Source organism: Herbaspirillum sp. NPDC101397, from assembly GCF_044767325.1.
Lineage (GTDB): Bacteria > Pseudomonadota > Gammaproteobacteria > Burkholderiales > Burkholderiaceae_D > Herbaspirillum.
The window spans coordinates 249501-275370 of record NZ_JBIWNS010000001.1; the positions used below are offsets into that span (position 1 = coordinate 249501).

General features: G+C 61.3%; 25 protein-coding genes and 1 pseudogene. 10 read left to right on the top strand and 16 right to left on the bottom strand.

The window, feature by feature from the left end; genetic code table 11:
• Positions 1-20 precede the first annotated feature (20 nt).
• The 3 genes and pseudogenes from ACIROW_RS01190 to ACIROW_RS01200 all read right to left on the bottom strand — a co-directional run bounded on the left by ACIROW_RS01190 (position 21) and on the right by ACIROW_RS01200 (position 3680).
• On the bottom strand, positions 21-2519 hold the full coding sequence (locus ACIROW_RS01190; RefSeq protein ID WP_402271028.1) for a type VI secretion system Vgr family protein: 2499 nt from the start codon (positions 2517-2519) through the stop codon (positions 21-23).
• A gap of 124 nt (positions 2520-2643) precedes the next feature.
• Positions 2644-2751, bottom strand: a pseudogene (locus ACIROW_RS01195) (DUF1993 family protein); the annotation flags it as partial.
• An 8-nt stretch (positions 2752-2759) separates the two neighbouring features.
• Positions 2760-3680: a LysR family transcriptional regulator gene (locus ACIROW_RS01200; RefSeq protein WP_402271031.1), complete on the bottom strand. Its 921-nt coding sequence runs from the start codon at positions 3678-3680 to the stop codon at positions 2760-2762.
• Positions 3681-3849: 169 nt separating this feature from the next.
• Between ACIROW_RS01200 and ACIROW_RS01205 the strand changes: the two genes are divergently transcribed.
• The 3 genes from ACIROW_RS01205 to ACIROW_RS01215 all read left to right on the top strand — a co-directional run bounded on the left by ACIROW_RS01205 (position 3850) and on the right by ACIROW_RS01215 (position 6109).
• Positions 3850-4233 carry a DoxX family protein gene (locus tag ACIROW_RS01205; protein ID WP_402271034.1) on the top strand — a complete coding sequence of 128 codons (384 nt, stop codon included), beginning with the start codon at positions 3850-3852 and terminating at the stop codon, positions 4231-4233.
• A 117-nt stretch (positions 4234-4350) separates the two neighbouring features.
• Positions 4351-5202 (top strand): pirin family protein, encoded by an 852-nt coding sequence (locus tag ACIROW_RS01210; RefSeq protein ID WP_402271036.1) that lies wholly within the window; start codon positions 4351-4353, stop codon positions 5200-5202.
• Positions 5203-5230: 28 nt separating this feature from the next.
• Complete coding sequence (locus ACIROW_RS01215) at positions 5231-6109, top strand: pirin family protein (RefSeq protein ID WP_402271038.1); 879 nt, start codon at positions 5231-5233, stop codon at positions 6107-6109.
• A gap of 102 nt (positions 6110-6211) precedes the next feature.
• Here ACIROW_RS01215 and ACIROW_RS01220 read toward each other — a convergent pair whose 3' ends face one another.
• Both ACIROW_RS01220 and ACIROW_RS01225 read right to left on the bottom strand, forming a co-directional pair.
• A complete protein-coding gene (locus tag ACIROW_RS01220; RefSeq protein ID WP_402271041.1) occupies positions 6212-6664 on the bottom strand; it encodes a universal stress protein in 453 nt (150 codons plus the stop codon).
• 16 nt (positions 6665-6680) lie between these two features.
• Positions 6681-6983, bottom strand: coding sequence for a hypothetical protein (locus ACIROW_RS01225; RefSeq protein WP_402271043.1), 303 nt, complete (start codon positions 6981-6983; stop codon positions 6681-6683).
• 276 nt (positions 6984-7259) lie between these two features.
• Here ACIROW_RS01225 and ACIROW_RS01230 point away from each other — a divergent pair, with 276 nt between their 5' ends.
• Both ACIROW_RS01230 and ACIROW_RS01235 read left to right on the top strand, forming a co-directional pair.
• Positions 7260-8450: a methyltransferase gene (locus tag ACIROW_RS01230; protein WP_402271046.1), complete on the top strand. Its 1191-nt coding sequence runs from the start codon at positions 7260-7262 to the stop codon at positions 8448-8450.
• 85 nt (positions 8451-8535) lie between these two features.
• Positions 8536-8919 (top strand): hypothetical protein, encoded by a 384-nt coding sequence (locus ACIROW_RS01235; RefSeq protein ID WP_402271048.1) that lies wholly within the window; start codon positions 8536-8538, stop codon positions 8917-8919.
• 29 nt (positions 8920-8948) lie between these two features.
• Here the strand turns inward: ACIROW_RS01235 and ACIROW_RS01240 are convergent, their stop codons facing one another.
• The gene (locus tag ACIROW_RS01240) at positions 8949-9854 is read right to left on the bottom strand and encodes a LysR substrate-binding domain-containing protein (protein WP_402271050.1); all 906 of its coding nucleotides are present in this window, start codon (positions 9852-9854) and stop codon (positions 8949-8951) included.
• 140 nt (positions 9855-9994) lie between these two features.
• On the opposite strand from ACIROW_RS01240, the gene ACIROW_RS01245 reads away from it, so the two are divergent.
• Both ACIROW_RS01245 and ACIROW_RS01250 read left to right on the top strand, forming a co-directional pair.
• Positions 9995-10867, top strand: coding sequence for a class II aldolase/adducin family protein (locus tag ACIROW_RS01245; protein ID WP_402271053.1), 873 nt, complete (start codon positions 9995-9997; stop codon positions 10865-10867).
• A 187-nt stretch (positions 10868-11054) separates the two neighbouring features.
• Positions 11055-12380, top strand: a complete 1326-nt coding sequence (locus tag ACIROW_RS01250; protein WP_402271055.1) for an ABC transporter substrate-binding protein — start codon at positions 11055-11057, stop codon at positions 12378-12380.
• A 54-nt stretch (positions 12381-12434) separates the two neighbouring features.
• Here the strand turns inward: ACIROW_RS01250 and ACIROW_RS01255 are convergent, their stop codons facing one another.
• From ACIROW_RS01255 to ACIROW_RS01300, 10 genes are all read right to left on the bottom strand, one after another.
• Positions 12435-13334 carry an NAD-dependent epimerase/dehydratase family protein gene (locus ACIROW_RS01255; protein ID WP_402271057.1) on the bottom strand — a complete coding sequence of 300 codons (900 nt, stop codon included), beginning with the start codon at positions 13332-13334 and terminating at the stop codon, positions 12435-12437.
• Positions 13335-13406: 72 nt separating this feature from the next.
• A complete protein-coding gene (locus ACIROW_RS01260) occupies positions 13407-13616 on the bottom strand; it encodes a hypothetical protein (RefSeq protein WP_402271060.1) in 210 nt (69 codons plus the stop codon).
• 249 nt (positions 13617-13865) lie between these two features.
• Positions 13866-14516, bottom strand: a complete 651-nt coding sequence (locus tag ACIROW_RS01265; RefSeq protein WP_402271062.1) for a response regulator — start codon at positions 14514-14516, stop codon at positions 13866-13868.
• Positions 14513-16081 carry a PAS domain S-box protein gene (locus tag ACIROW_RS01270; RefSeq protein ID WP_402271065.1) on the bottom strand — a complete coding sequence of 523 codons (1569 nt, stop codon included), beginning with the start codon at positions 16079-16081 and terminating at the stop codon, positions 14513-14515. Before ACIROW_RS01270 ends, ACIROW_RS01265 begins: the two co-directional genes overlap by 4 nt.
• A 155-nt stretch (positions 16082-16236) precedes the next feature.
• A complete protein-coding gene (locus ACIROW_RS01275; RefSeq protein WP_402271067.1) occupies positions 16237-17568 on the bottom strand; it encodes an EAL and HDOD domain-containing protein in 1332 nt (443 codons plus the stop codon).
• A 262-nt stretch (positions 17569-17830) separates the two neighbouring features.
• Complete coding sequence (locus ACIROW_RS01280) at positions 17831-18445, bottom strand: LysE family translocator (protein ID WP_402271070.1); 615 nt, start codon at positions 18443-18445, stop codon at positions 17831-17833.
• Positions 18442-19659: an MFS transporter gene (locus tag ACIROW_RS01285; protein ID WP_402271073.1), complete on the bottom strand. Its 1218-nt coding sequence runs from the start codon at positions 19657-19659 to the stop codon at positions 18442-18444. Before ACIROW_RS01285 ends, ACIROW_RS01280 begins: the two co-directional genes overlap by 4 nt.
• Positions 19660-19776: 117 nt before the next feature.
• Positions 19777-20520 (bottom strand): ABC transporter substrate-binding protein, encoded by a 744-nt coding sequence (locus ACIROW_RS01290; protein ID WP_402271075.1) that lies wholly within the window; start codon positions 20518-20520, stop codon positions 19777-19779.
• 161 nt (positions 20521-20681) lie between these two features.
• Positions 20682-22061: a sensor histidine kinase gene (locus tag ACIROW_RS01295; protein WP_402271077.1), complete on the bottom strand. Its 1380-nt coding sequence runs from the start codon at positions 22059-22061 to the stop codon at positions 20682-20684.
• Entirely contained in the window at positions 22058-22744 is a 687-nt protein-coding gene (locus ACIROW_RS01300) for a response regulator transcription factor (RefSeq protein WP_402271079.1), read from the bottom strand. The genes ACIROW_RS01295 and ACIROW_RS01300 overlap by 4 nt, the downstream gene beginning before the upstream one ends.
• A 195-nt stretch (positions 22745-22939) precedes the next feature.
• Here ACIROW_RS01300 and ACIROW_RS01305 point away from each other — a divergent pair, with 195 nt between their 5' ends.
• From ACIROW_RS01305 to ACIROW_RS01315, 3 genes are all read left to right on the top strand, one after another.
• Positions 22940-23686: an ABC transporter ATP-binding protein gene (locus tag ACIROW_RS01305; RefSeq protein WP_402272427.1), complete on the top strand. Its 747-nt coding sequence runs from the start codon at positions 22940-22942 to the stop codon at positions 23684-23686.
• Positions 23687-23715: 29 nt separating this feature from the next.
• Positions 23716-24588, top strand: coding sequence for an ABC transporter permease (locus ACIROW_RS01310; RefSeq protein WP_402271081.1), 873 nt, complete (start codon positions 23716-23718; stop codon positions 24586-24588).
• A gap of 186 nt (positions 24589-24774) precedes the next feature.
• The gene (locus ACIROW_RS01315; RefSeq protein ID WP_029363308.1) at positions 24775-25797 is read left to right on the top strand and encodes an ABC transporter substrate-binding protein; all 1023 of its coding nucleotides are present in this window, start codon (positions 24775-24777) and stop codon (positions 25795-25797) included.
• Positions 25798-25870: the final 73 nt, after the last annotated feature.

The window sequence follows — 25870 nt, forward strand, 5'->3', positions numbered from 1 at the left end:
CGTTTCCGTTTTCTGTCGAGTTATTTATGGGGAGCAATGCGCAAATGCAGTGGGTCAGCCGAAATACTTTTTTGTATCGTCGTTTGACCATCTGTATCCGTTGCGCCGGCGACAACACCCTGATCGCCCAGCACCATGTTGATTTTTTGCGATGGGGGAACTTGCTGAGTGAAGCCCCAGCCAACGCCGAACTGCTCATCGAACTTGGCCTGCTTCCAGTCGTTCATCTCTTGCGCCAGCGATGCTGGTCCTTGTCGGCGATGACTCCCGGCTTTCCAGGTTCTGTCACCCAGCGTGCCTTCTTCGATACCCAAGGGGGTGATCCTGATGTACGAACCGCCTGCCTTGAGGATGATTTCTTCCTTGGCACTAATGTCGAGGCGGCCATTAGCGCTAGTCATCATGACGTTCTTGTCTGCCGTCAGCGCCATGTCGTCGCTCTGCGCCTGAATCTCGACTTTGCCCTTGGCGGCAAACAGTTTCATGCCCAGCTTGTGCGCAATCAGAGAAATGGCTTCACCCGCAGCGACTGTAAATCGCTTCATGATGCTGATATCAGCATTGCCGCCTGCCGTGGCGATCAGATGCTCGCGCGCGGAAACCTGCACGTCCATGCCGGATGCCAAGGCGATTCCAGCAGGTGCACTCATGACGATCCCAGCGTGCTTGAGTTGTTTTAAGGTGTCGTCGAGCATTGCCTTTTGTTCGGCATAGTCGGCGGCAATGGCTTGTGCAGATTTGGTGGCTTGGCTCAAAGCATAAGTCTGCGCCAGAGAGGCTTCCAGATTGGCGATAGCTGCTTGCATATCCAGCTGCCGGCCCTGCGCTCCGGGCTGCGCATCGGCGCTGATGAACACACCTTTACCGCCACGAATGGCCGCATGATTGTCGGTGCGTAGTTCCAGTCCTTCGCCACGCCGTTGTTTCTTGCTGTCGACCAGATGACCGAGATTCAACTGACTCTTGCCATGCTCGGTGGCCAGCTTGACGTGTTCCTGCCCCTTCCAGTCTTCCATCCTGAGTTTGTTGTTGCTCTGAGTGCGAATGACATTGCGGCTCAACCAACGGTCCTGTGTGGTGATGTGGTCCGGCTCACGGCTGTTGTGATGCAGGTGGGCGATATACGGTTTGTTGGGATTGCCATCCATGAAGGTGATCGCGGCTTCGGTGCCGTCGATGATCGGGAAGTGGAAACCGGTTTCATTGGCGCCGGCAAACGGTTTCGCCAGTCGCAGCGGTACGCTCTCGCCGCCCGGATTCCATTCGTCGAAATCGAGGTCGAACCGTACCGTGTAATGACCGTGCTTGGTGATGTAGGCATGCGGGTACTTGCCGGGCGAGGTGACGCGGGCCGATAGTGTGCCTGCGATCTTCGGCCAGTTGGCTTCGTCGAGTGGTAGCCGGAAGCGCCGGTCGCTGGGAATGGCGGTATAGCTGTTCTTGTAGGCGGCGTCGCGCGCGCCGCTGTGGGTGACGCTGACGATCATCTGTCCGTTGGGCGCATCGGGCAAGGCATGATCCATGCGCAGGATGCGCGCCGTACGCAGTTCGAGGATGTTGCTCTCGCCGGTGTAGACGATCTGGCGGGCAATGGCCGCTTCATGACGCAGTTGCGCTTCCCATTTGGCACTTGCCTGATCCAGGTGATGACTACCGTAGACATAGGGCTGGCCGTAGGTGGTCTTGTCGGCGCGCGCGATATTGACTTCTTCCTTGAACCGCTCCCAGGCGTCGGTCGGATGGTAGTCGGCCACGCGGTACGAGGCCGGGACCGTTTGCGATTGTGTTTGCAGGCTGAAAACGGTTTCCTGAGCAGACTCCAGTCCGGCGTTCTCACGATACGGCACCTTGAGTTCAGGCTTGTAAATGTAGTGGTCGATGTCGTCGCCGAAGACGATGATGTCGCCGAACTTGCCCGGGGTGAAGTAGCTGTACAGACCTTCCTGCTGCATCAGCAGATAGATGTAGTCCCAATCGCTCATCTGGTATTGCAGACGGAAGGCATGCTCGGGATAGGTGCGACGGGTCTTGAACTGAAACTGATTGCCGTTGAAGTCGTGGCGGCGCAGGATGGCTTCGATGATCTGCGGTGCGGTCTTCTTCTGGAACACGCGGCTGGCATGGGTCAGGCGCAGGCGAGCAACCAGCGGTTCGATGACGATTTCGTAGCTGTGAAAGTCGTGGTTCTGCTTGCGCTTGTTGAAATGGGTGATGCAGCCGACAAAGGTGCGTCCCTCTTGCGCATCGTTGACGTGGCCGGAAAATGCATCGATGACCGACGGCGTGATGTTGAAACTGGCCTCCTTGCCGAGATACTGCGCACGATCCAATTCCTGCGGATGCGTGAGCTGCACGACGATGCGATACGGTTCACCCAAGGCTTCGACAGCCTGGAAGGACACCACAGATAACAGAGCGGCGTTTGCTGTACCTGGAACTGTGACGTGGTAGTGCTGTTCGCCGGTGATGGATTTGGCGAGCTGCGTCGGCAGGAGGCGTGAATGGGAGACATCTTTCATGGCGAGCGTCCTTGGTTAAAGGTGTGCTCGCCATGCTAGAGGGGTTCGCTTCAAATATGAATAAGCAGTCCCTGGGAAAAGAATTCTATTGAACGAAAATCAAGAATAATAGAAATCCGTCGATTTAAAACCCAAGGTAATCCATCTTGCCGATCTTCACGCCCTTGTGGCGCAGGATGTCGTAGGCGATGGTGATGTGGAACAGTAAGTTCTGCAGCGCGAAGGTCAACAGGACTGTGATCACGTAACGCTGATCCCATCCAGCGTCTTCAACCCCGCCAGCGAATCCAGCCACCACGACAGGGCCGGTCCGGCGCGATAGTCGGGCCGGTACACGCACTGGATCGGCAAGGCCATGCCTTCGGGCGAATGCTGCGAGGTCAGGATGCGCACCAGCTTGCCCGACTTCAGGTCATCCTTGACCACATGCTCCGGCATGTAACCCCAGCCCATCGCCGCGCGCAGCAGCGCGTGCTTGGTGCCGAGGTCGCTCATGCGCCAGGACAGGCGCGAATGCACCGAGAAATCCTGGCGCGCAGTCAGTTCGCTGCGGTCGCTCAATACCAGCTGGGTCTGCTGCGCCAGCAGCTTGTCCGGAATCCTGCCCTTGACCGCCGCCAGAGGATGCTGCGGCGACACCACGCCGACCACCATCACGCTGGGCAAGGTCACGCGCAGCAGATTGGGCGGCGTGGTCGGCAGCGTGCCGAGGATCCCCAGCATGGCGCGACCATCGATCACGCGTTCGGCCACCGCGCCCAGCGCTTCTACCTCCAGCCGCACCGTCACCGCAGGGAAGGCGTCTCGGAAGCGGCGCAGCAGGTCGACCAGGCAATCGGTGGGGAAGAACACGTCCACCGCCAGCGCGACCTCCAGTTCCTGTCCCTGCGAAAACGCACTGGCGCGCACCTGGAGCGAATCGACCTGGTCCAGCACCTGGCGCGCATCGCGCAGCAGCGCTTCGCCGGCGTCGGTCAGTTGCGGACGATAGCCGCTGCGGTCGAACAGGGCGACGTTGAGTTGGCTTTCCAGTGTGCCGATGGCGTAGCTGACCGCCGATTGGGCACGGGCCAGGACACGGGCGGCAGCGAGGAAGCTGCCGCTGTCTGCCACTTGGACGAATACCCGCAGCTGGTCGAGGGAAAAGCGTTCTATGTTCATATCGGCAACATTATCTAATAATTAGATATTGATTATAGAAAAATAATCAATTTCTTGTTGTGATTATTCGCATTATTCTGATCGTGCTTTCTGAAACACCAGTGCTTCAGCTACAGATCACAAATCCAACATTCACAACATTCATTTATTCATTCGAGGGAGTTTCATCATGATCATTTCCAAATCCGCTTTCACCGTCGGCCGCGTCCTGCTGGCATCGCTGTTTGTCATTTCCGGCATCTTCAAGATCATCGGCTTTTCCGGCACGGTCGGTTACATGGGCAGCCTTGGCATCCCCGTGCCGACCGTCGCCGTGATCGTCACGATCCTGGTCGAAGTCGGCGCCGGCCTGCTGTTGCTGACAGGCAGCCGCTTTGCCCGTCCTGCCGCCTTGCTGATCGCTATCTTCACTGTCGGCGCGACATTGGCCGCACACCGTTTCTGGGCTGTCGACGCTGCCGCCATGCAAGGCCAACTGACACACTTCCTGAAGAACGTGTCCATCATCGGCGGCCTGCTGATCGTCTGGTCGGTGAAACCCGCCGACGAATGAGCTGGCATCAGCTGATGCAACTGCATCGTTGATAAAACTGCAATAGCAACAATCTGGTAACAAGGTGACGGCGGCACATCCGCTGCCGTCATCTCCGCACCTCACAGGAGAAACACCATGAGCACCACTTTTACCCGCCAGCTGGAACGGCTGGTCAACGGCATCCCGACCCAGGATGGCGCCGGTGTCAGCCTTACCCGCGTGCTGACGCATGATCTGCAACGTCGCCTGGATCCTTTCCTGATGCTGGACGCATTTCATTCGGACAAGCCCGACGATTACCTGGCCGGTTTCCCCGACCATCCGCATCGCGGCTTTGAAACCGTGACCTACATGCTGCAAGGGCGCATGCGCCATCGCGACAACGCCGGCAACGAAGGCCTGCTGGAGCCGGGCGGCATGCAATGGATGACCGCCGGCCGCGGCCTCGTGCACTCGGAATTGCCGGAGCAGGAAGACGGCCTCATGAGCGGTTTCCAGTTGTGGGTGAACCTGGCCGGCCGCGACAAGATGACCACGCCGGGCTACAGCGACATTCCGTCGGCGCAGATTCCCGAAGTGACGCCCCAGGATGGCGTGCAGGTGCGCGTGCTGGCCGGCGAAGCGTTCGGCGTCAAGGGTGCGGTTGAACGTCCGACTACGGCGCCGCTGTATCTGGATCTAAACGTGCAGGCCGATAAACGGCTCGCCTTGCCGATTCCGGCGACGCATAATGCCTTCCTGTATGTGTACGAAGGCGAATTGCTGATCGGACAAGACCAGCGCGTGGCCGCCGCCGGACGCATGGCGATCCTCAGCAACGCGGCAGGCGCGGAAGGCGTTGAAATCCAGGCGAGCAAGGACAGCCGCTTTCTGCTGATCTCCGGCGAGCCGCTCAATGAGCCGATCGCGCAATGGGGACCGTTCGTCATGAACACCCGCGAAGAGGTCGAACAGGCCATCGACGATTTCCGCGCCGGCAAGTTTTGAACCATCACTTTTTGACAAGGAACGCCACATGAGCAGCATTCGTCATCTGATCCACGGCCTGGTGCGCGACATCGGTTTCCCGGTGCGCCGCCTGTTGCCGGCCGCCGCCGCCCGCACGGTCGGTCCGTTCGTGTTCTTCGATCACATGGGCCCGGTCGAATTCGACAGCGGCACCACCGAAGGCGACGTTCGTCCCCATCCGCATATCGGCCTGGCGACGGTGACGTATCTGTTTTCCGGCGCCATGATGCATCGCGACAGCCTCGGCGTCGTGCAGCGGATTACGCCGGGGGCGGTCAACTGGATGGCGGCGGGGCGCGGCATCGTGCACTCCGAACGCGTTCCGGACGACATCCGCGACGACAAGGTGCCGGTGCACGGCCTGCAGATGTGGGTGGCCTTGCCGAAGGACCAGGAGCAGGGGGAAGCCAGCTTCCATCACTATGCGGAAGACGACATGCCGCGCATCGACGTGGGTGCCGCCAGTCTGCACCTGTTGGCGGGCAAGGCTTATGGTCATGAGTCGCCGGTGAAGACTTCCAGCCCGACGTTGTATGTGTGCGGTCGCATCAAGGCCGGCGGAACGCTGAGCCTGCCTGCCGATTACAGTGAACGCGCGGTGTATGTCGTCACCGGCGGCGCGACGCTGGACGGCGAAGCGCTGGAAGCGGGCGTGCTGGCGATCCTGGAGCCGGGCGTTGAAGTACTGCTGACGGCGCAGAGCGACACGCTCTTCATGGTGCTGGGCGGCGAGCCTATCGACGGTCCGCGCTTCGTCTGGTGGAATTTCGTGGCCAGCAGCAAGGAGCTCATCGAGAGCGCCAAGCTGGCGTGGCGGGCGCAGGACCGTGAAGTGTTCGGTGCAATCCCGGGCGAGGTGGAATGGATTCCGTTGCCGGAGAAGTAAGCATCTTGCTTGCAACGAGCCAGCTCAACCACGTGGAAGCCGGAAAGAAAAAACGCCCTGATTGCCAGGGCGTTTTTCATTGTGCGCAAGCATTCAGATTGTTCAGGCTTCCTTGCCGCGTATGATCCATACCGGCAACGGACATTGATGCATGACCTTCTCGGCCACGCTGCCCAGCACCAGTTTGCGGAAACCGGTGCGGCCGTGCGAACCGATCACCACCAGTTCGGCCTTGCTGTCCCTGGCCGCCTTGAGGATGGTGCCGGGAATGTCGCCCAGCGCCACCGGGTCTTCGACCAGACGGGTTTCGCCGCGCAGGCCGGCCGAGATGACGCGCGATTTGGCTTGCTCGAGGATGGTCTGGCCGGCGTCGACGACGCTGCCGTGCACACCGGCCGCAGCGCTGAGACCCGTGTCGTAAAGCAGGTGGCTATTGTCGACGACGTGCAGCACTTCGATGGAACTACCAAGCGTTTTAGCCAGTTTGATGGCTTCGTCCAGGGCCTGGTTGGCAGTGTTGCTGCCGTCGACAGGAACGAGGATCTTTGCGTACATGCGGGTGTCCTTTGGTTCAGATCATGCCGAGGATGCGGCCGAGCTCGGCGACGTAGGGGCTGTCCTTGAGGATCGCGCCTTCCACGGAATCCATCAGGTCCTGTGCCGAATTGCGGGTCTTGCCGATATGTTCGCGCAGGACTGCAGCTTCGACCTCGGGGCTGGCGAGATGGCTCTTGAGCAAGGCGAAATCCTTGCGCAGCAGTGCGGCTTGCGGCGAGTCTGCAGGAATGTCCTGCAGCGCCTGTTCCAGTTCGGCCAGGATGTGCTTGAGTCGCACGTGGTTGGCATCGTCTTGACGCAGTATGGGGTCTGACATGTCGGCTCCGGGCGTTGGTTGATGGGAATTGATCGGGATTGATCGGGATTAATCAAAATTCACGCAAAACTTGTAATTTTGCCAAGTCGTGCGTTGTTGAATATTTAACGGTTCATGATAAGAGATGTAGCGAGTTCGTGCTGGGGAAGGTTCCGGCCTCCACATTTGTTACACTGCGGCAGGCCAGTAATTCATCATTTCATCATTACTTCATCAACTCCAGCATCAGTTGCAGTTCCATCTCCAGCTCTGGTATCAACTCAAGAAAGCATCACCATGAACGATTCCCCTGATTTCCCTCTTATAAGCTGGACCGAAGCAGAGGAAAATCGTTCCGCCCGCTGGCGCTCCGAAGCCGGCAATCCGCCGCCGAAAAAGGTCATCGTCGCCGATGATCGCATTCCCGCCGACGTCGCCTACAAGCTGGTCTGCGAAGGCACCGGCCTGCTCTGGCGCGGCGACTTCCAGAATGCGCGACAACTGTTGCAAGCGCTGGCGCGCCGCATCGACAAGCAGGCCGAGCGCAAGTCGGTCAAGGTCGCTGACAAGAAAGACAAGAAGGACAAGAAAGCCGCCGTAACCACACCTGCAGCTTCGATCACCCAGACATTCCACCAGCATCGCCAGGCGCAGGCGCAACGCGCGCGTATCCTCGGCATGCTGCTGGTGCCGCTGGAAGCCGACTACGCCATTCCTTTGCGTCGCGCACCCGACGTCAGCCAGGCTTGTGAAGAAGTCTACGGCGCAGGCAAGGAAGCCAGCGTAGCGACCCTGCGCGAAGTGCTCGGCCTGATCGGCGCACATGAATGGCGCAAGAAGGGCGTGCCCATCCCGGCGCTGGACGGCAGCATCCATCCGTATTACGGTGTGTTCTCGCCGGTGCGCGGCGAATACATTGATCTGATCGGGCGCGCCAACTTGCCGTCCGTGCAATTGGCGTTCGACATCGGCACCGGCACCGGCGTGCTGGCGGCCCTGCTGGCAAAGCGCGGCGTCAAGCACATCGTCGCCACCGACCAGAGTGCACGCGCGCTGGAATGTGCGGCGGAAAACCTGAAACGCCTCGGCGTCGACAAGCAGGTCGAACTGGTCACTGCCGATCTGTTCCCGCCGGGCCAGGCGCCGCTGATTGTCTGTAATCCACCGTGGGTGCCGGCCAAGCCGAGCTCGCCGATCGAACATGCGATCTACGATCCGGACAGCCGCATGCTGCGCGGTTTCCTCGACGGGCTGGCGGCGCATCTGACGCCGAACGGCGAGGGGTGGCTGATCCTGTCTGATTTCGCCGAGCACCTGGGCTTGCGTTCGCGCGCTGAATTGCAGGCGATGTTCGACAAGGCGGGCTTGCGCGTCGCACTGAAGCAAGACATCAAGCCGCGCCATCCGCGTTCCAGCGATGCTGAGGATCCGCTGCATGCCGCTCGCGTCAAGGAAGTGACGTCGTTGTGGGTATTGAAGGCTAAATAATCAATGTAAACAATTGATTGCCGCCGGTAGTTAATCTTTGATCTCAACTTCCGGCGGCTGATTTTATTGTCTGAAAGGCATGCCAATGAAAGCAACTTCACTCCTCATCGCACTGACGCTGGGCGCGGCGAGTCTGGCGTGGGCACAGCCGCAACCGCGCCTGCCATATCCGCTCGGTTACGATCGCCCGGAGCCGGACAAGCCGGTGGTCACCACCAGCGCCAACACCTGCAAGTGCGAAGTGGCCGACACCAGCGGCAGCGCCTGCATGATCTACATGCGCACCAATGCCGGTGAATGGCTGGCGCAGAACGCGCCACAGACACGCATGCGCTCGTCCAACGACGGTCGCTACTACGACACGCCGTTCGCGCTGGCGGCCAGCGCCTGCGCCGGCCGCAAGGTCAATGCAGCGACGGTGAAAGTGCATTGGCTGGACCGCAAAAATGCCATCCTGGAGTGGAAGTGATGTATGAAGAATCGATCGCAGTCGATTGTTTACGCTTGATTTAATTGCGCTTGCAAGAAGAGCCAGTCGCGAAAGCGCATGATCTTCTTGCTGTTCTTTTCGCCCTCGCGATAACTGAGAAAATGGGTTTCGCGCAGGACCGACTTCAGTTCTCCCCCATCCAGCCGCACCAGTTCGCCGTTGGCGATTTCCTGCTCCGCCAGGCGCGTGCTTTCCAATGCAATCCCGACACTGTTGACGGCGGCCGCCAGCGCCAGCGAAGCGCGGTCGAATGATGGCATCGGCCGTCCGGGCGGCAGCTTCATGCCGTTCAACGCAAACCAGTCGCTCCAGCGCACCGGATTGAGCGTCGACTGGATCAGCGTCATGCCGGCGATATCGGCCAGCTTCACGGCGGTGGGTTTGTCTCGGAGCAGCGCGGGCGAACACAGCGGGACGATGGTTTCCGAGCCGATCGCTTCGCTGACGATGCCGGCCCGCTGCGGCGCGTTGCCGTAGGCGATGGCCAGGTCGAGTTCTTCGTGGCGCAACAGGTCGACCGGCTCGGCGCCTGAGGACATGCTGATGTTGATGTCCGGATATTGCTGCATGAAGCGCGGCAGCCGCGGGCCCAGCCATTTGGTCGCGAAGCTGGGCGAGCAATGCACCGCCAGCGCGTCGCTGCGGCGCGCCGGGCCGAGTTCTTCGCAGGCCGCTTCCATGAGATCGAACGCCACCGACAACTGGTCCAACAGACGCCGTCCTTCCGCAGTCAGTTCGACGCGGCGGAACGAGCGGGTGAACATGGGCTTGCCGAAATAGGTTTCCAGCCCGCGCACCTGGTGGCTGATGGCCGATGGCGACAGGTGCAATTCTTCGCTTGCGAGGGCAAAACTCTGCAGTCGGGCAGCAGCTTCAAAGGCGCGCAGAGAAAAGAAACTGGGGAGTTTTCGCATTGCGGCCTTGGTGGCGGATTAGGTGGTAACTCAATGAGGTGAATCAGATTCATCATATTGTGAATACTCGTCATTTGTCAAAGCGCCGGGCTTCTTGGGATGATCAGCTCATCAAACAGATACTAAAACGGAGACCAGCCATGATCGAAGTCGCAGACCGTGCAACATCCACCACGCCAGCCAAAGCCGCTTTCAGCGCGCTCGCCGCCGACGACAAGCGCATCTCGGTATACCAGCCCGAACAACAGGGGCTCAAATTTCCCGAGGTGCCGGTATTCGCCACCCACGCTGAAGAACGCCAGCATCGCAAGGAACGCCTGGTCGCCGCCTGCCGCGCCTTCGCCCTGCATGGTCTCGACTACGGCTTTGCCGGCCACCTGACGGTGCGCGATCCGGAATTCCCGGACCTGTACTGGACCAATCCGATGGCGGTGCATTTCTCCCAGGTCAAGCTGTCCAACCTGATCCTCGCCAATCACAAGGGCGAGGTAGTGCAAGGCACTTACGCACTGAACCGCGCCGGCTTCGTGCTGCACGCCGCAGTCCACGAGATGCACCAGGACATCGTCGCCATGTGCCACGCGCATACCGTCTACGGCACCGCCTGGGCGGCGCTGGGACGCCAGCTCGATCCGATCACCCAGGACGCGGCGGTGTTCTTTGAAGACCATGTCGTCATCACCGCCGAGGCCGGCGCCGTTGCGGTCAAGGCAGAGGCCGGCAAGTCGGTGGCTGCAGCCTTCGGCAAGAACAAGGCGGCGATTCATCAAAACCACGGCCTGTTCACCGCCAGCCGCCACAGCATCGAAGACGCCGCATTCTGGTTCATCGCGCTGGAACGCTGCTGCCAGGTCCAGCTCATGGTCGAAGCCACCGGCATCAAGCCGACCATGGTGTCCGCGGAGCGCGCCCGCTACAGCCGTGAGAACGTCGGCAACTCGTTCATCGGCTGGCTGCACTTCCAGCCGATTTATGACCAACTGGTGCAGACCAGTCCGGACATGTTTGACTGATTTGTCCTCCGTCGCACTGATGGAGATGTTCATGCCGGCCATTTCGATGGCCGGCGTTTGTCGTTGCCGTCACTCATTTAACTGAAGGAGAGAGCCACTCACCACACCCTTACTGCCTTGCATAGACGTCAATATATATAACCGCGCACACGCGGATCCATCCGTTCTAACAGAAGGAGCAGGAGACATGACGAAGTTAAGCAGACGCGAATTTCTGATCGCCGGCGCAGCATCGGCTGCCGCCGCCTCGACCGTAGGAGGTGCGGCGTTCGCCGCGCCCACCGCACCCGGCGGCATCGATTACCCGATAGAAAAAGGCGCGACCCTGCGCGTCTTGCGCTGGAAGCGCTTCGTCCAGGGCGACGAGGATTTGTGGAATGAGAACGTCAAGAAATTCACCGAGCTGACCGGCGTCCCGGTGCGCACCGACAGCGAGGGGTTTGAGGACGTGCGGCCCAAGGCGGCGGTGGCGGCCAATGTCGGCAGCGGTCCCGATATCGTGCTGGGCTGGTTCGACGACCCGCACCAGTATCCGACCAAGCTGCTCGACGTCACCGATCTGGCCAACTCGCTCGGCAGCCGTTACGGCGGCTGGTACGACGTGTTCCAGAAATACGGCAAGAGCAACGGCAAGTGGATCGCCATTCCGCTGGGCGTGATCGGCATCTGCCTGGTGTACCGCGACAGCCAGCTCAAGGCCGCCGGTTTTGAAGCGGTGCCGAAGGACTTGCCCGGTTTCCTCAAGATGGCGCAGGCGCTCAAGGCCAAAAACACGCCGATCGGCTTCGCCCACGGCAAGGCGGTCGGCGACGCCAACAACTACGCGCACTGGCTGCTGTGGGCGCACGGCGGCAAGCTGGTCGATGAGCAAGGCAACGTCGTCATCAATTCGGCCGAGACCCGCGCCGCTCTCGAATACGGCAAGCAGTTGTATCAGACCATGGTGCAGGGCACGCTGTCCTGGCAGGATCCGTCCAACAACAAGGCCTATCTCGACGGCCAGGTCAGCCTGACCAACAACGGCATCTCGATCTACTACGCCGCCAAGAATTCGACCGATCCGAAGCTGCTGGAGCTGGCCAAGGACACCCAGCACACGCACTATCCGATCGGCGTCTCGGGCAAGCCGACCGAGCTGATGCAACTGACCCAGATGATGGCGTTCAAGCACACCAAGTATCCCAATGCGGCCAAGGCTTTTCTGCAATTCATGATGGAGCCGGATCAGTTCAATCCGTGGATGAAGGCAGCCATCGGCTACGTCAGCCAGCCGCTCAAGGCCTATGAAAAGAATCCGGTCTGGACCGCGGACCCCAAGGCCACGCCTTACCGAGACGCCGCCTCGCTGATGCTGGACCATGGCCACGCAGGTCCGCTGGGGCAAGCCTCGGCGGCCTGTCTGGCCGATTACGTGCTGGTCGATATGGTGGCGGAAGCGGCGAGCGGATCGAAGACCGTCCAGCAAGCGATCGACCGGGCGGCCGAGCGCGCCAAGCGTTTCTACAAGACCTGACCTGGAAGCAAGAAGGCGTGACCGTTGCGGCAAGCGTCGGAACGGTCACGCCGGTCAGGCCGGCTTGTCCATCTCATTCTCGATCCACGCGGTCGCTGAAGCATGCTGCGGGTTCCAGCCCAGCTCCTTGCGGGCGCGGACGGCGTGCACACGGCTGTTGGAGCCGAGCGAATAGCGGGCGCGGGCGACGCCCCAGATGGCGATGGCTCGTTCTTCGCTGAGATTCTCGACGCTAGCGATGCCGAGGCGCTTGCTGAGCGCGGCGCCGATATCAGCGAACGACGACTCGCCGTTTTCCGCGAAATAGAAGGCGCCGGCGGGCGCCTGTTCCAATGCCAGCAGATACAGCGCGCAGGAATCTTCGATGTGCACGGTCGACCAGCGATTGAGGCCGCGACCAACGATGCGCACCACGCCGCTGGCTACGGCCTTGTCCACCAGCGCCGGAATCTGCACGCTGTGCGGCTGCAGGCCGAGACCCTTGCCATAGATCAGCGTGTTGCAAATCACCACGCCACGGATGCCTTCGGCCGACAGGATGCGCCGGTCAAGTTCGTAGCGGGCGCGTTTGCCTTCATCAACCACCAGCGGCGTCTCTTCGTCGAAGATGGTCGGATTGAGCGCGTTGCCGGCGACGGCGTCGCCGATCACGCTGGAGCCGCTGGTGTGCAGCAGGGGTTTGCCGCTGCCGGCCAGTCCTTCAATCAGCGCTTCGATGGCGTCGCGATGGTCGCTGCTGGCGCAATTGATGACGGCGTCGGCCGCGCGCGCCTCGCGAATCAGTGCGTTGCGGTCGTCGAGATCGCCCTGGACGGCTTCGACGCCCAGCCGCGCCAGCGCGTCGGCCTTGCGCATGTCGCGCACCAGCCCGCGCACGCTGTGGCCGGCTTTGATCAGGTGGACTGCAATCGAGCCGCCGACGTAGCCGGTCGCGCCTGTGATAAATACTTTCATGTGATTTTCCCGGTATCCAATGCGGAACTGTAACGCGTTTCGCGTGCGGATGCCCGGGCAGGCAAGGTGGTGTCAGTCGCCTTCGTCGTCCGAACCGAACTGGCGGCGCAACGCCAGTTGCTGGCGTTCGCGGGCTCCCTTGTTGCGTTCGAAATTGGCAGCATTCACCTGGGCTTGGTCACGGGCGTGTTCGTAGACGAGTCGCTCCAGCGGCGTCCGCTCGCATCCGCTTAATCCCGTCAAGCAGAGCAGCACCAGCAACAGGCCAAATAGTGATCGCATTTTTCCATCCGTCGGCATGAATATCGGTCAGGTATGCCGGCGTTGTCATGCATGCGGATCAGTCACCCGGATGGGGCGGAGACGCGCAGCGGATCGGGTGGATCGCCTTGGGCCGGCGTCGCGCGCGGTGATGAGGCGTAACAGCGCGGACTGCGATGATGGTAGTACCGGTGCGCCGGAAAATATGTCGGGAGAATCGTACAAATGCGACGCATTCTTATGATGCCGGGCGGCAATTCCGATGCGAAATTATTCCAGCGAAATCAAGCCGTGATGGATGGAGAATTTGACGAGGCTGGGCAGGTCGCTGACGCCGATCTTTTGCATCAGCCGGCTGCGGTAGGTTTCGATCGACTTGGGCGAGAGCGACAGCATGGCCGCTACCTGCGCACTGGAGTGGCCTTCCGCCACCAGTTGCAGCACTTCCCGTTCGCGCGTGCTCAGGGCGTCCAACGGTCCGGCGGCGCGGCTCTCCAGCAGGTAGTCGTCGACCACGGTGTCGGAGATTTTCTGGCTCAGGTAGCGTTGCCCGCTTTGCACGATGCGGATGGCATTGACCAGTTCAGAGCCGGCCGAATTCTTCAGCAGGTAACCGCGCGCGCCGGCCTGCAGGGCGCGGAAGATGTGCTCCTTGGTGGCGTACATGGACAGCATGATGGTCTTGACGGTGGGCGCGACGTCGCGCAGCAGCAGCGCCGCCTCGATGCCGTTCAGGTTCGGCATGGCGATGTCCATGATGACGACGTCGGGATGCAACTGCTCGATTTCCTTGACCGCCTGGCGGCCGTCGCTGCCGGAGCCGACCACGGTGATGTCGCTGTGCACTTGCAGCATGACCGCCAGCCCGTCGCGCACGATGGTGTGGTCATCGGCGATGTAGATGCGGATCGGCGTCGTCACAGTTCCACCGCCACTTCGATGCAGGTGCCCTTGCCGGGCTCGGAGATGATCTTCAGGTGGCCGCCCAGGGCTTGCGCGCGCTCGCGCATGGAGACCAGGCCCCAGGTCGGTTTCAGCTTATGGTCGCGCTGCTTGTTGAGGACGAAGCCGACGCCGTCGTCCATGATGGTCAGCGTGACCGAGCTCGGCAGGATGTTGAGCATGACCTCGACATTGGTGGCGCGCGCGTGTTTGGCGATGTTGGTGATGGCGCCCTGGGCGATGCGGAACAGCGAAATTTCCAGCTCCGGCTCCAGCCGGTCGGCGATGCCGTAGACATCTACCGTGAAGCGGAAGCCGGAGCGCTCGGCAAACAATTCGCACTGCCAGCGCAACGCCGCTTCCAGGCCGTAGTCGTCCAGTACCGGCGGCCGCAGCTCGGCCATCAGCCGGCGCACGGCGTCGGTGGTGTCGTCCAGCAGCACGATGGAGTCCTTCAGGCGCGCCGCCATGCCGGCCGAAGGATGGTCATTTGCGCCGGAGATTTCCCCACTCATGATGGTCATGTTGATGCTCAAGGCCGCCAGCGCCGAGCCGATGGTGTCGTGCAGCTCCTGTGCAAAGCGCCGCCGCTCGGCTTCTTCCACACGGGCCAGCTCGCGCGACACGTCGCGCAGTTCGCGCGTCAGCGCCAGCAGGTTTTCTTCCGACTGCTTGCGTTCGGTAATGTCGACGTGCGATCCCTGCAGCAGGATCGCCTTGCCGTTTTCGTCGAGCATGGCCATGGAGCGCGACAGCATCCAGCGGAAGGTGCCGTCGCGGTGGCGCATGCGGTATTCGATTTCCAGCGACTCCTGCGGCGAGGCCAGATAAGCACGCGTCAGCGTGACGGCGCGCTCGACGTCGTCGGCGTGCAGCCGCGCCGTCCATTCTTCCATGCCGTCATCGATTTCGTGATCGGCGTAACCGATCTGCCGCTTCCATTCCGGCGAGAAGTAGAACTGGTCGGTGCGCAGGTTCCAGTTCCACAGTCCGGTATTGGATGCGCTGACGGCGAGTTTGAGCTGGCCCAGCGTAAACTCCAGCTGGGCGGTGCGTTTGAAGATGCCTTTTTCGAGTTCATGGTGGCGCTTTTCCAGCGCCTCTTCGGCTTCTTTTCGTTCGGTGATTTCACGCAGGAAGGTGACCACGCCGATGCAGTCGACGCCGCGATTGACCATGATCGGACTGGCGCTGACCTCAAGCCAGCAGAAGCGGCCGTCCAGTCTGGTCATGCCCATCATGATGTTGCTGACCGGTTGTCGCGTTGTCTGTGCGACAACCATCGGATAGTCTTTCTCCGCAAAAGAAGTGCCGTCGCTGCGCATGGCCTTGCGGCTGTGGAGCAGGGCGGCGACGTTTTGTATTTCCTGCATTTGCTGCTTGCTGCATTCGAGGATGTGTTCGGCCACGCCGTTGCAATCGAACACCGAGCCGTTCGCATGCTGCATGACGATGCCGTCCGTAAACGCATCCACCAGCGCCCGGTAGAGGTCGTTCTTTTTAAGGCAATCGTCATCTGCCGGTGTGCAACTCAGACTGTTCATTTCGCGTGTCGGTATCGTTTTTGTTTTGGTGATGCAGAAGTTTTCAAGGCAGGATCTGCGGTCTCGGCGCGATCCCTGTTTTATTCAGTTTTTCTTGTGCGTCAGCATACCGCAGAGCCGGGCGCTTTCGTACGGTTTGAAAAAATACCCTCATGTCATTCCGATAACGAACGCAAGTCTTCGACCGGCTGCGTGGTGTGCGCACCCATGCCCATGTTTTCGGAAATGCTGTCGCCCCATTCGAACGCCTCTTTTTGCACACTGTAAAACTCGTCCGCGGAAAGCTGGAACTCGTTCAACAGTTCGATGCGGCGCGCCGCACTCAGCAGCTCGGGTTTTTCGCTGGCCTCCGCCAGTTGCAGCAGGCCGCCATAGAATCCCAAACGCGACAGCAGCGCCTCGCGCACTTCGATCGACACGCCGATCTGGGCGAGGATGTCGGCGATGTCCTGGTTCAGCAGGGCGTCGGTCAGTGACAGCACGCCGACCATGAATGCGGTGTCCGAGCGGCTCGAGCGGCGCGGCTGGACTTTTTGCGCCAGCAGTTCGCACAGCTTGCCGCGCGTGGCCGCCAGGATCATCAGCGGCGAGGAGGCATTGCGGCCGTTGTCCGGATTGGCGTACAGCAGGATCTGCAGCCAGCGCTTCAGTTGGCGGTCGCCCAGCACCAGCAGGGCCTGGCCGAGCGAGGCGATGTGCCGGCGGAAACCGTACATCGGCGTGTTCACCAGGCGCAGCAGCATCAGGCTCAGTGCGATGTCCTTCTTGATGAAGCGCACAATCTCGTAGTTGTTGGCGCCCTTGATGACCAGCGCCAGTATCTGCATGATCAGGATGCTGGAGGCATTCAGCTTTTTACCGTGCAGCACGTCGGGCCGGGCGAAATAATAACCCTGGTAATAATCGAAACCGTACTCGCTGCAGAGCCTGAACTTCTCCGCGGTTTCCACTTTCTCTGCGAGCAGCTTCTTGCCCTTTTGCCGCAGGCTGTGACTGAGCGCGGCGAGTTCATCATCTTGCATGTTCAGCACGTCCACCTTGACGATGGACGCCACGCGCAGGAGCAGGTCGGTGCGATCCGATTCCTGCACCAGGTCGTCGATGGCGAACATGTACCCGGCCTCGGACAGCGCCTCGATGCGCTGCATCAGCGGCAGCGTCAGTTCGACGGTCTCGAGTATCTCCAGGATCACGTGCTCCTTGGGCAGCACGTAGATGGCGTCGCTCAGCAGGATGGCGGCGTCGACATTGATGAACGCGACCAGCGAGCCGATCACATTGTGCAGGCCCAGCTCGGCGGCGTGCTCGATGACGGCGGCGGTCGCAGCGGCATCGTCCATGACGGTCGCGTAGTTGGCTGCGCTGCTGCGAAACAGCAGTTCGTAGCCGATCAACTCTTGCCGGATGTTCAGCACCGGTTGGCGCGCCAGGAAAAAATCCTTCGCGCCCAGATACTGAACCTCCCTGTTCAATGCTGCTGCAGCCATATGCCCGTCCTTCCTCATTCGCTTTTAGGTGTTGTTGGAGTGCGATATCAATGCATCTTCGGCAGTCATGAAGTCCTGCAACGCGCTTTGGCAAACGGAGTCGGTCGCCAAAGCAATCGCTTTCCCGGGCGATGGTGTCGCCGGGACGGACTTGTGATCAGGCAACTATAGCAACGTGATTTGGCTTTGTATGTCAGGAAACCTTGATTGCATGGGGGCAATCGGGAGACGGCGGCGTGCAAGCCGCGAGGGGGGAGTTCTTTCAGCGGCCGAGCAGCAGCTTGCCGCCGAGGGCAATGAGCAGCAGGCCCATCGTAGCTTCGATGGCGGTTTTGGCGCGGGCGTAGATGCGCAGCGCTGCGCGATGCGAGAACAGCACCGCCAGTCCGCAATACCAGCCGGCCGACACCAGCGTCGCCATGACCACGATGGCGGCGTAAAACCAGAGCGGTGCAGACACCGGCACCATGACCGTGAAAATACTGCCGTAGAAGCCGATCGATTTGGGATTGGTCATGCTCACCAGGAAGGCCTTGCGGGCCGCCGCCATGCCATCGGCATTGCCGTCGGCGGATTTGTTCACCGGCTTGGTCGCGCCCTTGATCATCTTCACGCCAAGCCAGATCAGATAAGCTGCGCCGGCGATTTGCACGGCGGTATGGACCAGCGGAAAGTGAGCGGTGATCAGGCCCAGCCCCGCCACAGCAAGCAGCACCCAGGTGCACGATGCCGCAGCCAGACCGAGGCCGGTCAGGATGCCGGCGCGGCGCGACACCGTCATGGCGGTGGACGTGACGAGCGCGAAGTTCGGACCGGGACTCAGAACGCTGAGGAAGAGCACGCCGGTGATGGCCAGTAATTGCAGTGCGTAACTCATGACCTGGCCGCCGTATCGAGACCGCGTTGCACGCGCCACGACAAGGGCAGCGTCAGCAGCAGGAGCGCCGCCAGCGTCATCGTCGCAACAGGGATGCCGGCAACGTCGCCAAGGTAGCCGAACACGACCGGCGCCAGCGCGCCGCCGCCGATGGTGCCGGTGTAGAACAGCGCGAATGCGTGGTCGCGCCTGTCCGGTCCGGCCAGCTCGGGCACCACGCCGTACAGCACCGAAGACGTGCCGTTCAGCGCCAGTCCCAGCAGCGGCAGCATCAGCATCAAACCGGACAACGGCAGCCATACGGCGGCCAGTATCAGCAAGGCGGTCGCGGACTCGGTCAGCCAGACCGTCTTCATCATGCCGATGCGCGCGCCCAGGTAACCGCACAGCAGCTTGCCGAATGCGCCGCCGACAAACAGCAGCGACAGTGCAACGCCGATGCCGGCAGTGCCCGCGCCCTTGCTTTTCAGCAGGAACGGCAGGAAGGTCAGGAAACCCATGCGCACGGCGCTGTCCAGCGTGCCGGTGAATTGCAAGGCGAGCAGGCCGCCCGGTGAGCCGGCGCCGCTGACGGTGCGGGCTTTCTTTGTTTTGGCGGAGGTAGCGTCGCTGCGCGCCGGGATCAGCCACCACAGCATGGCAGCAGCAGCCAGGCCGAGCAGGCCGATCAGCGTCGCGCTGGTTTCCCAGCTGACCACCACCAGCAAGAGTCCGACCAGTCCTGGAATAAGGGTCTTGCCGATGTCGCCGGCGAAGTTGTATTGCGCCAGCGCCTCCTTGACGCCGCCGTGTTCATGCGCGTCGGTCACCAGCGACGACGCCAGCGGATGCTGGGTGCTGGCGCCGAGTCCGCCCAGCAGCAATGCCACCAGCAATACTGACAAACCTCCGGCCTGACCCGCAATGAGATAAGCAAGGCCGGCCAGCGCGGTGCCGCCGATCAGCATGCGTTCACGGCCCCAGCGCCGGGCCAGCCGGCTGGCCAGCAACTGAAAGCCGGCCATCATGCCGGAATAAGAGCCGCGCAGCAGTCCGACCATGGCGTAGCTGATCGAGAACTGCGATTGCCAGATCGGCAACAACACATAGATGACATCGGTCAAGCCGTCGTGCACGGCATGCGCGCTGCAGGCGGCGATCAGCGAGCGACGACGCGCGCCGGCGTCCGGAAGATCCGACGCGCGGGGCGTTGCGGCGATGTTCAATTCATTCATGTTGGCCTGGCGGCGAGCGAAAGAAAGAATGGAAGAAGCGGAGGAAGCGAACGGAGCAGGATGGCGCCAGTTTACTAGCGCACGAAAATTTCTGCCGGGCGTGCTCAGTCGCCGTGCTTAATCGCCGCGTTTGGCCACCAGCGCGCCTTCAATCTTGTGCTTCGCCAGCGAGGCGGCGACGAAGCCCGAGGCCTTCACGTCTTCCACGAACTCGGCGAGATAGGCAGCGGCTGCTTCACCGCGCGCTTTCGGCACGCCCATGGCCTGGCGGATCACCATGAAGCGCTGGTCGAGGATGCGCAGGCCGCCGGCCTTGGCCGCGTCGTGCTCAAGCTGCTGCTTGACGCCGGCGGCCACACTCAGGTTCTGGTCGAGGAAGCCTTGCACGACCGCCGGTGAAGTCGGTATCCGCACGATCGTCGCGCTCTTGAGTTCGCGCGTCAGGAACAGATCGTAAGCGCTGCCGTTGCCGACCGCCACGGTGATGCCGGGCTGATCGACCTGGGCGTTGCTGGTGATCGGCGAATCCGTGCGCACGGCGTAATAGCCTTCGATCAGGACGTAAGGGCCGGTGAAACTAATTTCCTGCGCACGCTTGGGATCGACCGCGAAGAAGCCGATGTCGGCCTTGTCCTGCTCGATGTTTTCCACGGAAGCGCCGGCCGATTTAACCGGGACCAGTTGCAGGGGCACGCCGAGACGCCGCGCCAGTTCTGTCGCCAGATCCACCGAGACGCCGACCGGTTTTCCGGTGTTGGCATCCAGGCTGGCCAGCACCGGATTGCCGAGATTGATCGAGGCGCGCAGGATGCCGCCGGGTGCAAAGAGCGCGGCGTTTTCCTGTTGGCTTTTTTGCTGCATGGCGGCTCCTGATGTTTGCGCTTGTGCGCCTGGATTGAGGGTAAGGCTCAAGGGGATGAGCGCGGACAGCAGCAGATGTTTCAGCGACGCTGCCGACGTGCGAGTGCCAATCGATGATGATGTTTTCATATTGTTTTTCTTCCAGTCTGAGTTCTCGTATTTTATGCCGCGCCGTCCGGCCGCGCCGGAAAGCTCAACACCACCATGAAGCTGCCCGCGCCGCTATAGCCGAAACGCAGCTGGCCACCGTGTGCGCGCATGACTTCCTCGACGATGGACAGTCCCAGGCTCGCGCCCATGCGTTCGCCGCTGCGCGGAGAGAAGGGCTTGCGGATGCGTTCCCAGTCGGCTTCCGGGATGCCGGGGCCGTCATCGATGACGCACAGTTCGATCTGCGCCTCCTTGCGTTCCAGCTGCACGTGCAGGAAGCTGGCGGCGCCGTACTGCAAAGCATTCCCGAGCACGTTCTTGACGGCTTCGCGCAGGCTGATGGCGTCGCCCATGATCAGGCAGGGCTGTTCCGGCGCTTCCATGGCGAGGTCCAGCAGTCGCTCCTGATGCGACAGCATGTCGGCCATTTCCTGGCGCACCAGTTGGGCCAGGTCGACGCTTTCCAATGCAGCGGTATCGCTGCGGTGCTGCACCATGGCATGGTTGATCAGCTGATTGACCAGCGCGCCGAGTTGGCGGGTGCGGGTGCGCAGGCGGTCCAGATGATGGCGGCGGCCTTCTTCATCGTGTTGCGCCGACAGCAGTTCCATCTGCGAAATCAGCGCCGTCACCGGGGTGCGCAACTGATGCGCCGCATCGCCGATCACGCGGCGCATGGTGGCGCGGTGGACCGCCAGCCGCTGCATGAACGCGTTGATCGAGCTGACCAGCGCATGCGTCTCGACCGGCACCGTGATCGACAGCGGCGACAGGTCATTGAGGTCGCGCTCGCGGATCGCCGCTTCGATTTTCTTGAGTGGCGACAGCGCCTGGTAGAGCGTGAACATGGCGGCGATCAGCGTCAGTACGCCCATCGCCAGGATCACCAGCAGGGCGCGCGTGCCGACGCTCTTGGCGAAGGACATGCGCGCGTTATTGGTTTGCGCCAGCACGATCACGGCCCAGGGATGATCGCCCGCGACCGGCATGCGGCGGCCGATGACGGCCATGCGCACCGGCGTGTCGAGATAGGCGCCGTCCTGCAGCAGCGGACCGTCTTCCAGCTTGTTCCAGGGAATCTCCGGCTTGAAGTCGGGGTCGCCGGCGACCGTGCGGCCATCGGGATCGATCACCACGTAGAACACCTGGTCGCCGGCAGTCAACATCGAGAACGCCGCCAGCGGCACGTCGACATTGACCGCGCCGTTCTGGTACCAGGTGTTTTCGGCGATCTGCAAGGCGCTGCCGGACAGGATGCGGTCGTAGGCTTTGTTGGCTGCCAGTTGGGTGGAAATCCAGATGGCGACCAGCAGCACCGCCGAGCTGATGGAGAGCACGATGCCCACGCGCATCACCAGGCGCGTATAGAGCGAGCGGCCGGCGACGATCATGGATGGTGGACCGCGCCGGCCGGCAGCAGCACCAGCTGGTAGCCGAGTCCGCGCAGCGTGCGGATTTCAAAACCGGCGCCGGCCAGCTTCTTGCGCAGGCGGCCGACGTATTGCTCGACGGTGTTGGCGTTGGGCGTGTCGTCGACGCTGAACAGCCGGTCAATCAACTCGTCCTTGCCGAAGATGCGGCCTGGTCGCGCCGCGATGATTTCCAGCAGGGTAACTTCGCGCCGTGTCAGTTCCAGCGGCCGGCCGTCGAGTACTGCGGTGCGGCTCTTGCGGTCGATGGTCAGGTTGGCGCAGTTGAGCAGATTGGTGGCTTCGCCGCCGCTGCGGCGCAGCAGGACGCGGATGCGCGCTTCCAGCTCGCGGAAGTCGAAAGGCTTGATCAGGTAGTCGTCGGCGCCGAGATCGAGCGCGCGCACGCGTTCTTCGATTTCGGCGCAAGCAGTCAGCATCAGCACCGGCGTGGACAGGCCTTTTTCGCGCACGCGCGTGAGCAGGGAGAAACCGTCTTGCTGCGGCAGCATGACGTCGAGGATGATCAGGTCATAGGGATCGGTGACCAGCCGGGCGGCATCGTTGCCCTTGCTTTGCCAGTCCACCGTGTGGCCGATGCGCGACAGGTGGGCGACGATCGCTTCGGCGACGTCGGCCGTGTCTTCGACCAGGAGTATGCGCATGATGATAAATCCGTCGTAATGGAGCGAGCTTGAGAGCAGTGTATTTCGATATCGGCAAGATATCGCAGCCGATACTCGTGTGTATGTCAGTTTCGTTACAGCTTGCGAGATTAGCATCCTTCCAAGAACTTATAAAAGCACCTTCAGGAGATAGCTGTGAAAACTGATCAAGCCCTTGCGCCTGTCGATCCATCCATGCCTTTGCTAGAGATCGATAACGTCACCCTGCAATACAAGACCTCCGACTCGCTCGTTACTGCAACGCAGCAAGTCAGCTTCAATGTCCATCCGTCCGACCGCTACATCTTGCTGGGCCCATCCGGCTGCGGCAAGTCGACCCTGCTCAAGGCCATCGGCGGCTACCTGCAGCCGACCAGCGGCAAGATACGCCTCAAGGGCAAGGAGGTAAGCCAGCCCGGTCCGGATCGCATGATGGTGTTCCAGGAGTTCGACCAGCTGCTGCCGTGGAAGACCGTGCGCCAGAACGTCGAGTTCGCGCTGCACGCCAGCGGCCGCCTGCAAGGCAAGGAAGCTTCGGAGCGCGCCGCCTACTACATCGAGAAAGTCGGCCTCGCCAAGTTCATTGACAGCTATCCGCACACGCTCTCGGGCGGCATGAAGCAGCGCGTCTCGATTGCGCGCGGCATGGCCATGGAGCCGGACGTGCTGCTGATGGACGAACCGTTCGCCGCGCTCGACGCGCTCACGCGCCGCAAGATGCAGGACGAGTTGCTGCGCCTGTGGGACGGCACCAATTTCACTGTGCTGTTCGTGACCCACTCGATCGAGGAAGCGATCCGCATCGGCACCCGCATCCTGCTGCTGTCGCCGCATCCCGGGCAGGTCAGGGCGGAGCTCAACAGCATCCCGCCGGAAGAGATGGGCACCGCCAGCCAGGCGCAGCTGGAGCAGCGCATCAATGACATGCTGTTCGCGCACTGATCCATAAATATAAAGAAAGAGACATCGCCATGACCAAGAACAGCACACTCTTCGTGCGTCCGGAAATCGTCGTCGAACCGAACCGCAACGCCGTGGCCGAAGTGCAGCGCCCGTTGTCGGCCTTTGAAGCCATCTACCGCATCAGCTGGATCCGCAAGACAGCGATCCTGCTGGTGCTGGCGCTGGTCTGGGAAATCTACGGCCGCTGGCTGGACAATTCGCTGTTGTTCCCCAGTTTCAGCGAAACCCTGCACGCCTTCATGAGCGGCATCAGCAGCGGCGTGCTGCTGCAACGCGCGGCGGTCTCGCTGCAAACGCTGCTGATCGGCTACAGTCTCGGCATTCTGCTGGCCGGCCTGCTGACCACGGTGGCGATCAGCTCGCGCATCGGCAATGATTTCCTCGAAACCCTGACCTCCATGTTCAATCCGCTGCCGGCGATCGCCTTGCTGCCGCTGGCGCTGATTTGGTTCGGCCTCGGCACCGGCAGCATCATTTTCGTGCTGGTGCATTCGGTGCTGTGGGCGGTGGCCTTGAATACCCACGCCGGTTTCCGCTCGGTGTCCGCCACCATGCGCATGGTCGGGCAGAACTACGGCCTGCGGCGTTTTGCGCTGGTGCGCTACATCCTGATCCCGGCCGCTTTTCCCAGCATTTTGACCGGCCTCAAGATCGGCTGGGCGTTTGCCTGGCGCACGCTGATCGCGGCTGAGCTGGTGTTCGGCGTTTCGTCCGGCACCGGCGGATTGGGCTGGTACATTTTTGAAAACCGCAACCAGCTGGAGACGGCCAATGTGTTCTCGGGCCTGTTCTTCGTGATCATCATCGGCTTGTTCGTGGAAAACATGATTTTCGCCAAGATAGAAAAACGCACCATCCGCCGCTGGGGCATGCAACACTAAACCTGCTCGTGATCCTACTGCGAAGTCATGATCTGACGTCGGGCGGTGCTCGGAATCCTCATGTACTTAAGTACATTCCAAGGGTTACGCAACTGAATTCCGCTCCGGCCGCCATCAGCTGATGGCTTCTCGCTACGGATCACAAGCAGGTTTTGGCATATAACTAAAACCTTCCAAGGAGACAGAATGAAACGCAGACATTTTTCCAAACTCATGACGGCCGCAACCCTGGGCTTGTCCATGCTGGCCGCGAGTATCCCAGCCCGCGCCGAAGCCCCGGTGGTGCGCCTGTCGCACGGCTACGGCTTGCTGTACCTGCCGCTGATGGTGATCCGCGACCAGGGCCTGATCGAGAAGCACGCCAAGGCCGCGGGCCTGGGCGACGTCAAGACCAACTGGGTGCTGCTTGACGGCGGCAACGTCATCAACGATGCCATGCTGGCCGGCAACCTGGACATCGCCGGCACCGGGGCGCCGGGCTTCATCACGCTGTGGTCGAAGGCGCGCGGTATCCCGCGTTCGGAAGTGACGGGCCTGGGTGCGCTGAGCACCTCGCCGTTGTGGCTCAACACCAATAACCCGAACGTCAAGTCGCTCAAGGACTTCACCTCCAAGGACAAGATCGCTATCCCGGGCATCAAGACTTCGTTGTCGGCGGTGCTGCTGCAAATGGCCGTGGCCAAGACCTTCGGCATCGAGAATTACGCCAAGCTTGATCCGCTGACCGTCAGCCTGAGCCATCCCGAAGCCCTCGGCTCGCTGCTGTCCGGCAAGACCGAGATCACCGGTCACTTCACCTCGCCGCCGTTCTCGTATCAGGAAGTCAAGGATCCGAAGATCCGCCGCGTGCTGAATTCGTCTGACGTCCTGGGCCACATCACCATCGACGTGGTGTTCGCGCTCAAGCAGTTCACCGAAAAGAACCCGAAGCTGACACAAGCCTTCATGGAAGCCCAGGAAGAAGCCAACGCTTACATCGCCAAGAACCGCAAGGGCGCTGCCGAGACTTTCCTGCGCGTGTCGAAGATGAAGCTGACGCAGGATGAAGTCGAGAAGATGCTGGCCGATCCGGACACGCAATTCACCACTACGCCGGAAGACATCATGCAATACGTGGTGTTCATGGACAAGGCCGGCACCATCAAGACCAAGCCTGCGGTCTGGTCGGATCTGTTCGTGCCGGCGTTCAAGACGCGCAAGGGTAGTTAAGCAGCAAGAAAAATTTGGATTGAAGAAAAACGGGGAGTGCACAATGTGCCTCCCCGTTTTTCATCGCCCCAAG

Coding starts and splice junctions, on each gene's coding strand:
- ACIROW_RS01270 (WP_402271065.1), bottom strand. CDS start 16,081: ATGAACAGTCTGAGTTGCACACCGGCAGATGACGATTGCCTTAAAAAG.
- ACIROW_RS01290 (WP_402271075.1), bottom strand. CDS start 20,520: ATGCAGCAAAAAAGCCAACAGGAAAACGCCGCGCTCTTTGCACCCGGC.
- ACIROW_RS01230 (WP_402271046.1), top strand. CDS start 7,260: ATGAACGATTCCCCTGATTTCCCTCTTATAAGCTGGACCGAAGCAGAG.
- ACIROW_RS01310 (WP_402271081.1), top strand. CDS start 23,716: ATGACCAAGAACAGCACACTCTTCGTGCGTCCGGAAATCGTCGTCGAA.
- ACIROW_RS01205 (WP_402271034.1), top strand. CDS start 3,850: ATGATCATTTCCAAATCCGCTTTCACCGTCGGCCGCGTCCTGCTGGCA.
- ACIROW_RS01280 (WP_402271070.1), bottom strand. CDS start 18,445: ATGAGTTACGCACTGCAATTACTGGCCATCACCGGCGTGCTCTTCCTC.
- ACIROW_RS01245 (WP_402271053.1), top strand. CDS start 9,995: ATGATCGAAGTCGCAGACCGTGCAACATCCACCACGCCAGCCAAAGCC.
- ACIROW_RS01250 (WP_402271055.1), top strand. CDS start 11,055: ATGACGAAGTTAAGCAGACGCGAATTTCTGATCGCCGGCGCAGCATCG.
- ACIROW_RS01275 (WP_402271067.1), bottom strand. CDS start 17,568: ATGGCTGCAGCAGCATTGAACAGGGAGGTTCAGTATCTGGGCGCGAAG.
- ACIROW_RS01300 (WP_402271079.1), bottom strand. CDS start 22,744: ATGCGCATACTCCTGGTCGAAGACACGGCCGACGTCGCCGAAGCGATC.
- ACIROW_RS01315 (WP_029363308.1), top strand. CDS start 24,775: ATGAAACGCAGACATTTTTCCAAACTCATGACGGCCGCAACCCTGGGC.
- ACIROW_RS01190 (WP_402271028.1), bottom strand. CDS start 2,519: ATGAAAGATGTCTCCCATTCACGCCTCCTGCCGACGCAGCTCGCCAAA.
- ACIROW_RS01215 (WP_402271038.1), top strand. CDS start 5,231: ATGAGCAGCATTCGTCATCTGATCCACGGCCTGGTGCGCGACATCGGT.
- ACIROW_RS01220 (WP_402271041.1), bottom strand. CDS start 6,664: ATGTACGCAAAGATCCTCGTTCCTGTCGACGGCAGCAACACTGCCAAC.
- ACIROW_RS01225 (WP_402271043.1), bottom strand. CDS start 6,983: ATGTCAGACCCCATACTGCGTCAAGACGATGCCAACCACGTGCGACTC.
- ACIROW_RS01285 (WP_402271073.1), bottom strand. CDS start 19,659: ATGAATGAATTGAACATCGCCGCAACGCCCCGCGCGTCGGATCTTCCG.
- ACIROW_RS01260 (WP_402271060.1), bottom strand. CDS start 13,616: ATGCGATCACTATTTGGCCTGTTGCTGGTGCTGCTCTGCTTGACGGGA.
- ACIROW_RS01200 (WP_402271031.1), bottom strand. CDS start 3,680: ATGAACATAGAACGCTTTTCCCTCGACCAGCTGCGGGTATTCGTCCAA.
- ACIROW_RS01235 (WP_402271048.1), top strand. CDS start 8,536: ATGAAAGCAACTTCACTCCTCATCGCACTGACGCTGGGCGCGGCGAGT.
- ACIROW_RS01210 (WP_402271036.1), top strand. CDS start 4,351: ATGAGCACCACTTTTACCCGCCAGCTGGAACGGCTGGTCAACGGCATC.
- ACIROW_RS01295 (WP_402271077.1), bottom strand. CDS start 22,061: ATGATCGTCGCCGGCCGCTCGCTCTATACGCGCCTGGTGATGCGCGTG.
- ACIROW_RS01240 (WP_402271050.1), bottom strand. CDS start 9,854: ATGCGAAAACTCCCCAGTTTCTTTTCTCTGCGCGCCTTTGAAGCTGCT.
- ACIROW_RS01255 (WP_402271057.1), bottom strand. CDS start 13,334: ATGAAAGTATTTATCACAGGCGCGACCGGCTACGTCGGCGGCTCGATT.
- ACIROW_RS01305 (WP_402272427.1), top strand. CDS start 22,940: ATGCCTTTGCTAGAGATCGATAACGTCACCCTGCAATACAAGACCTCC.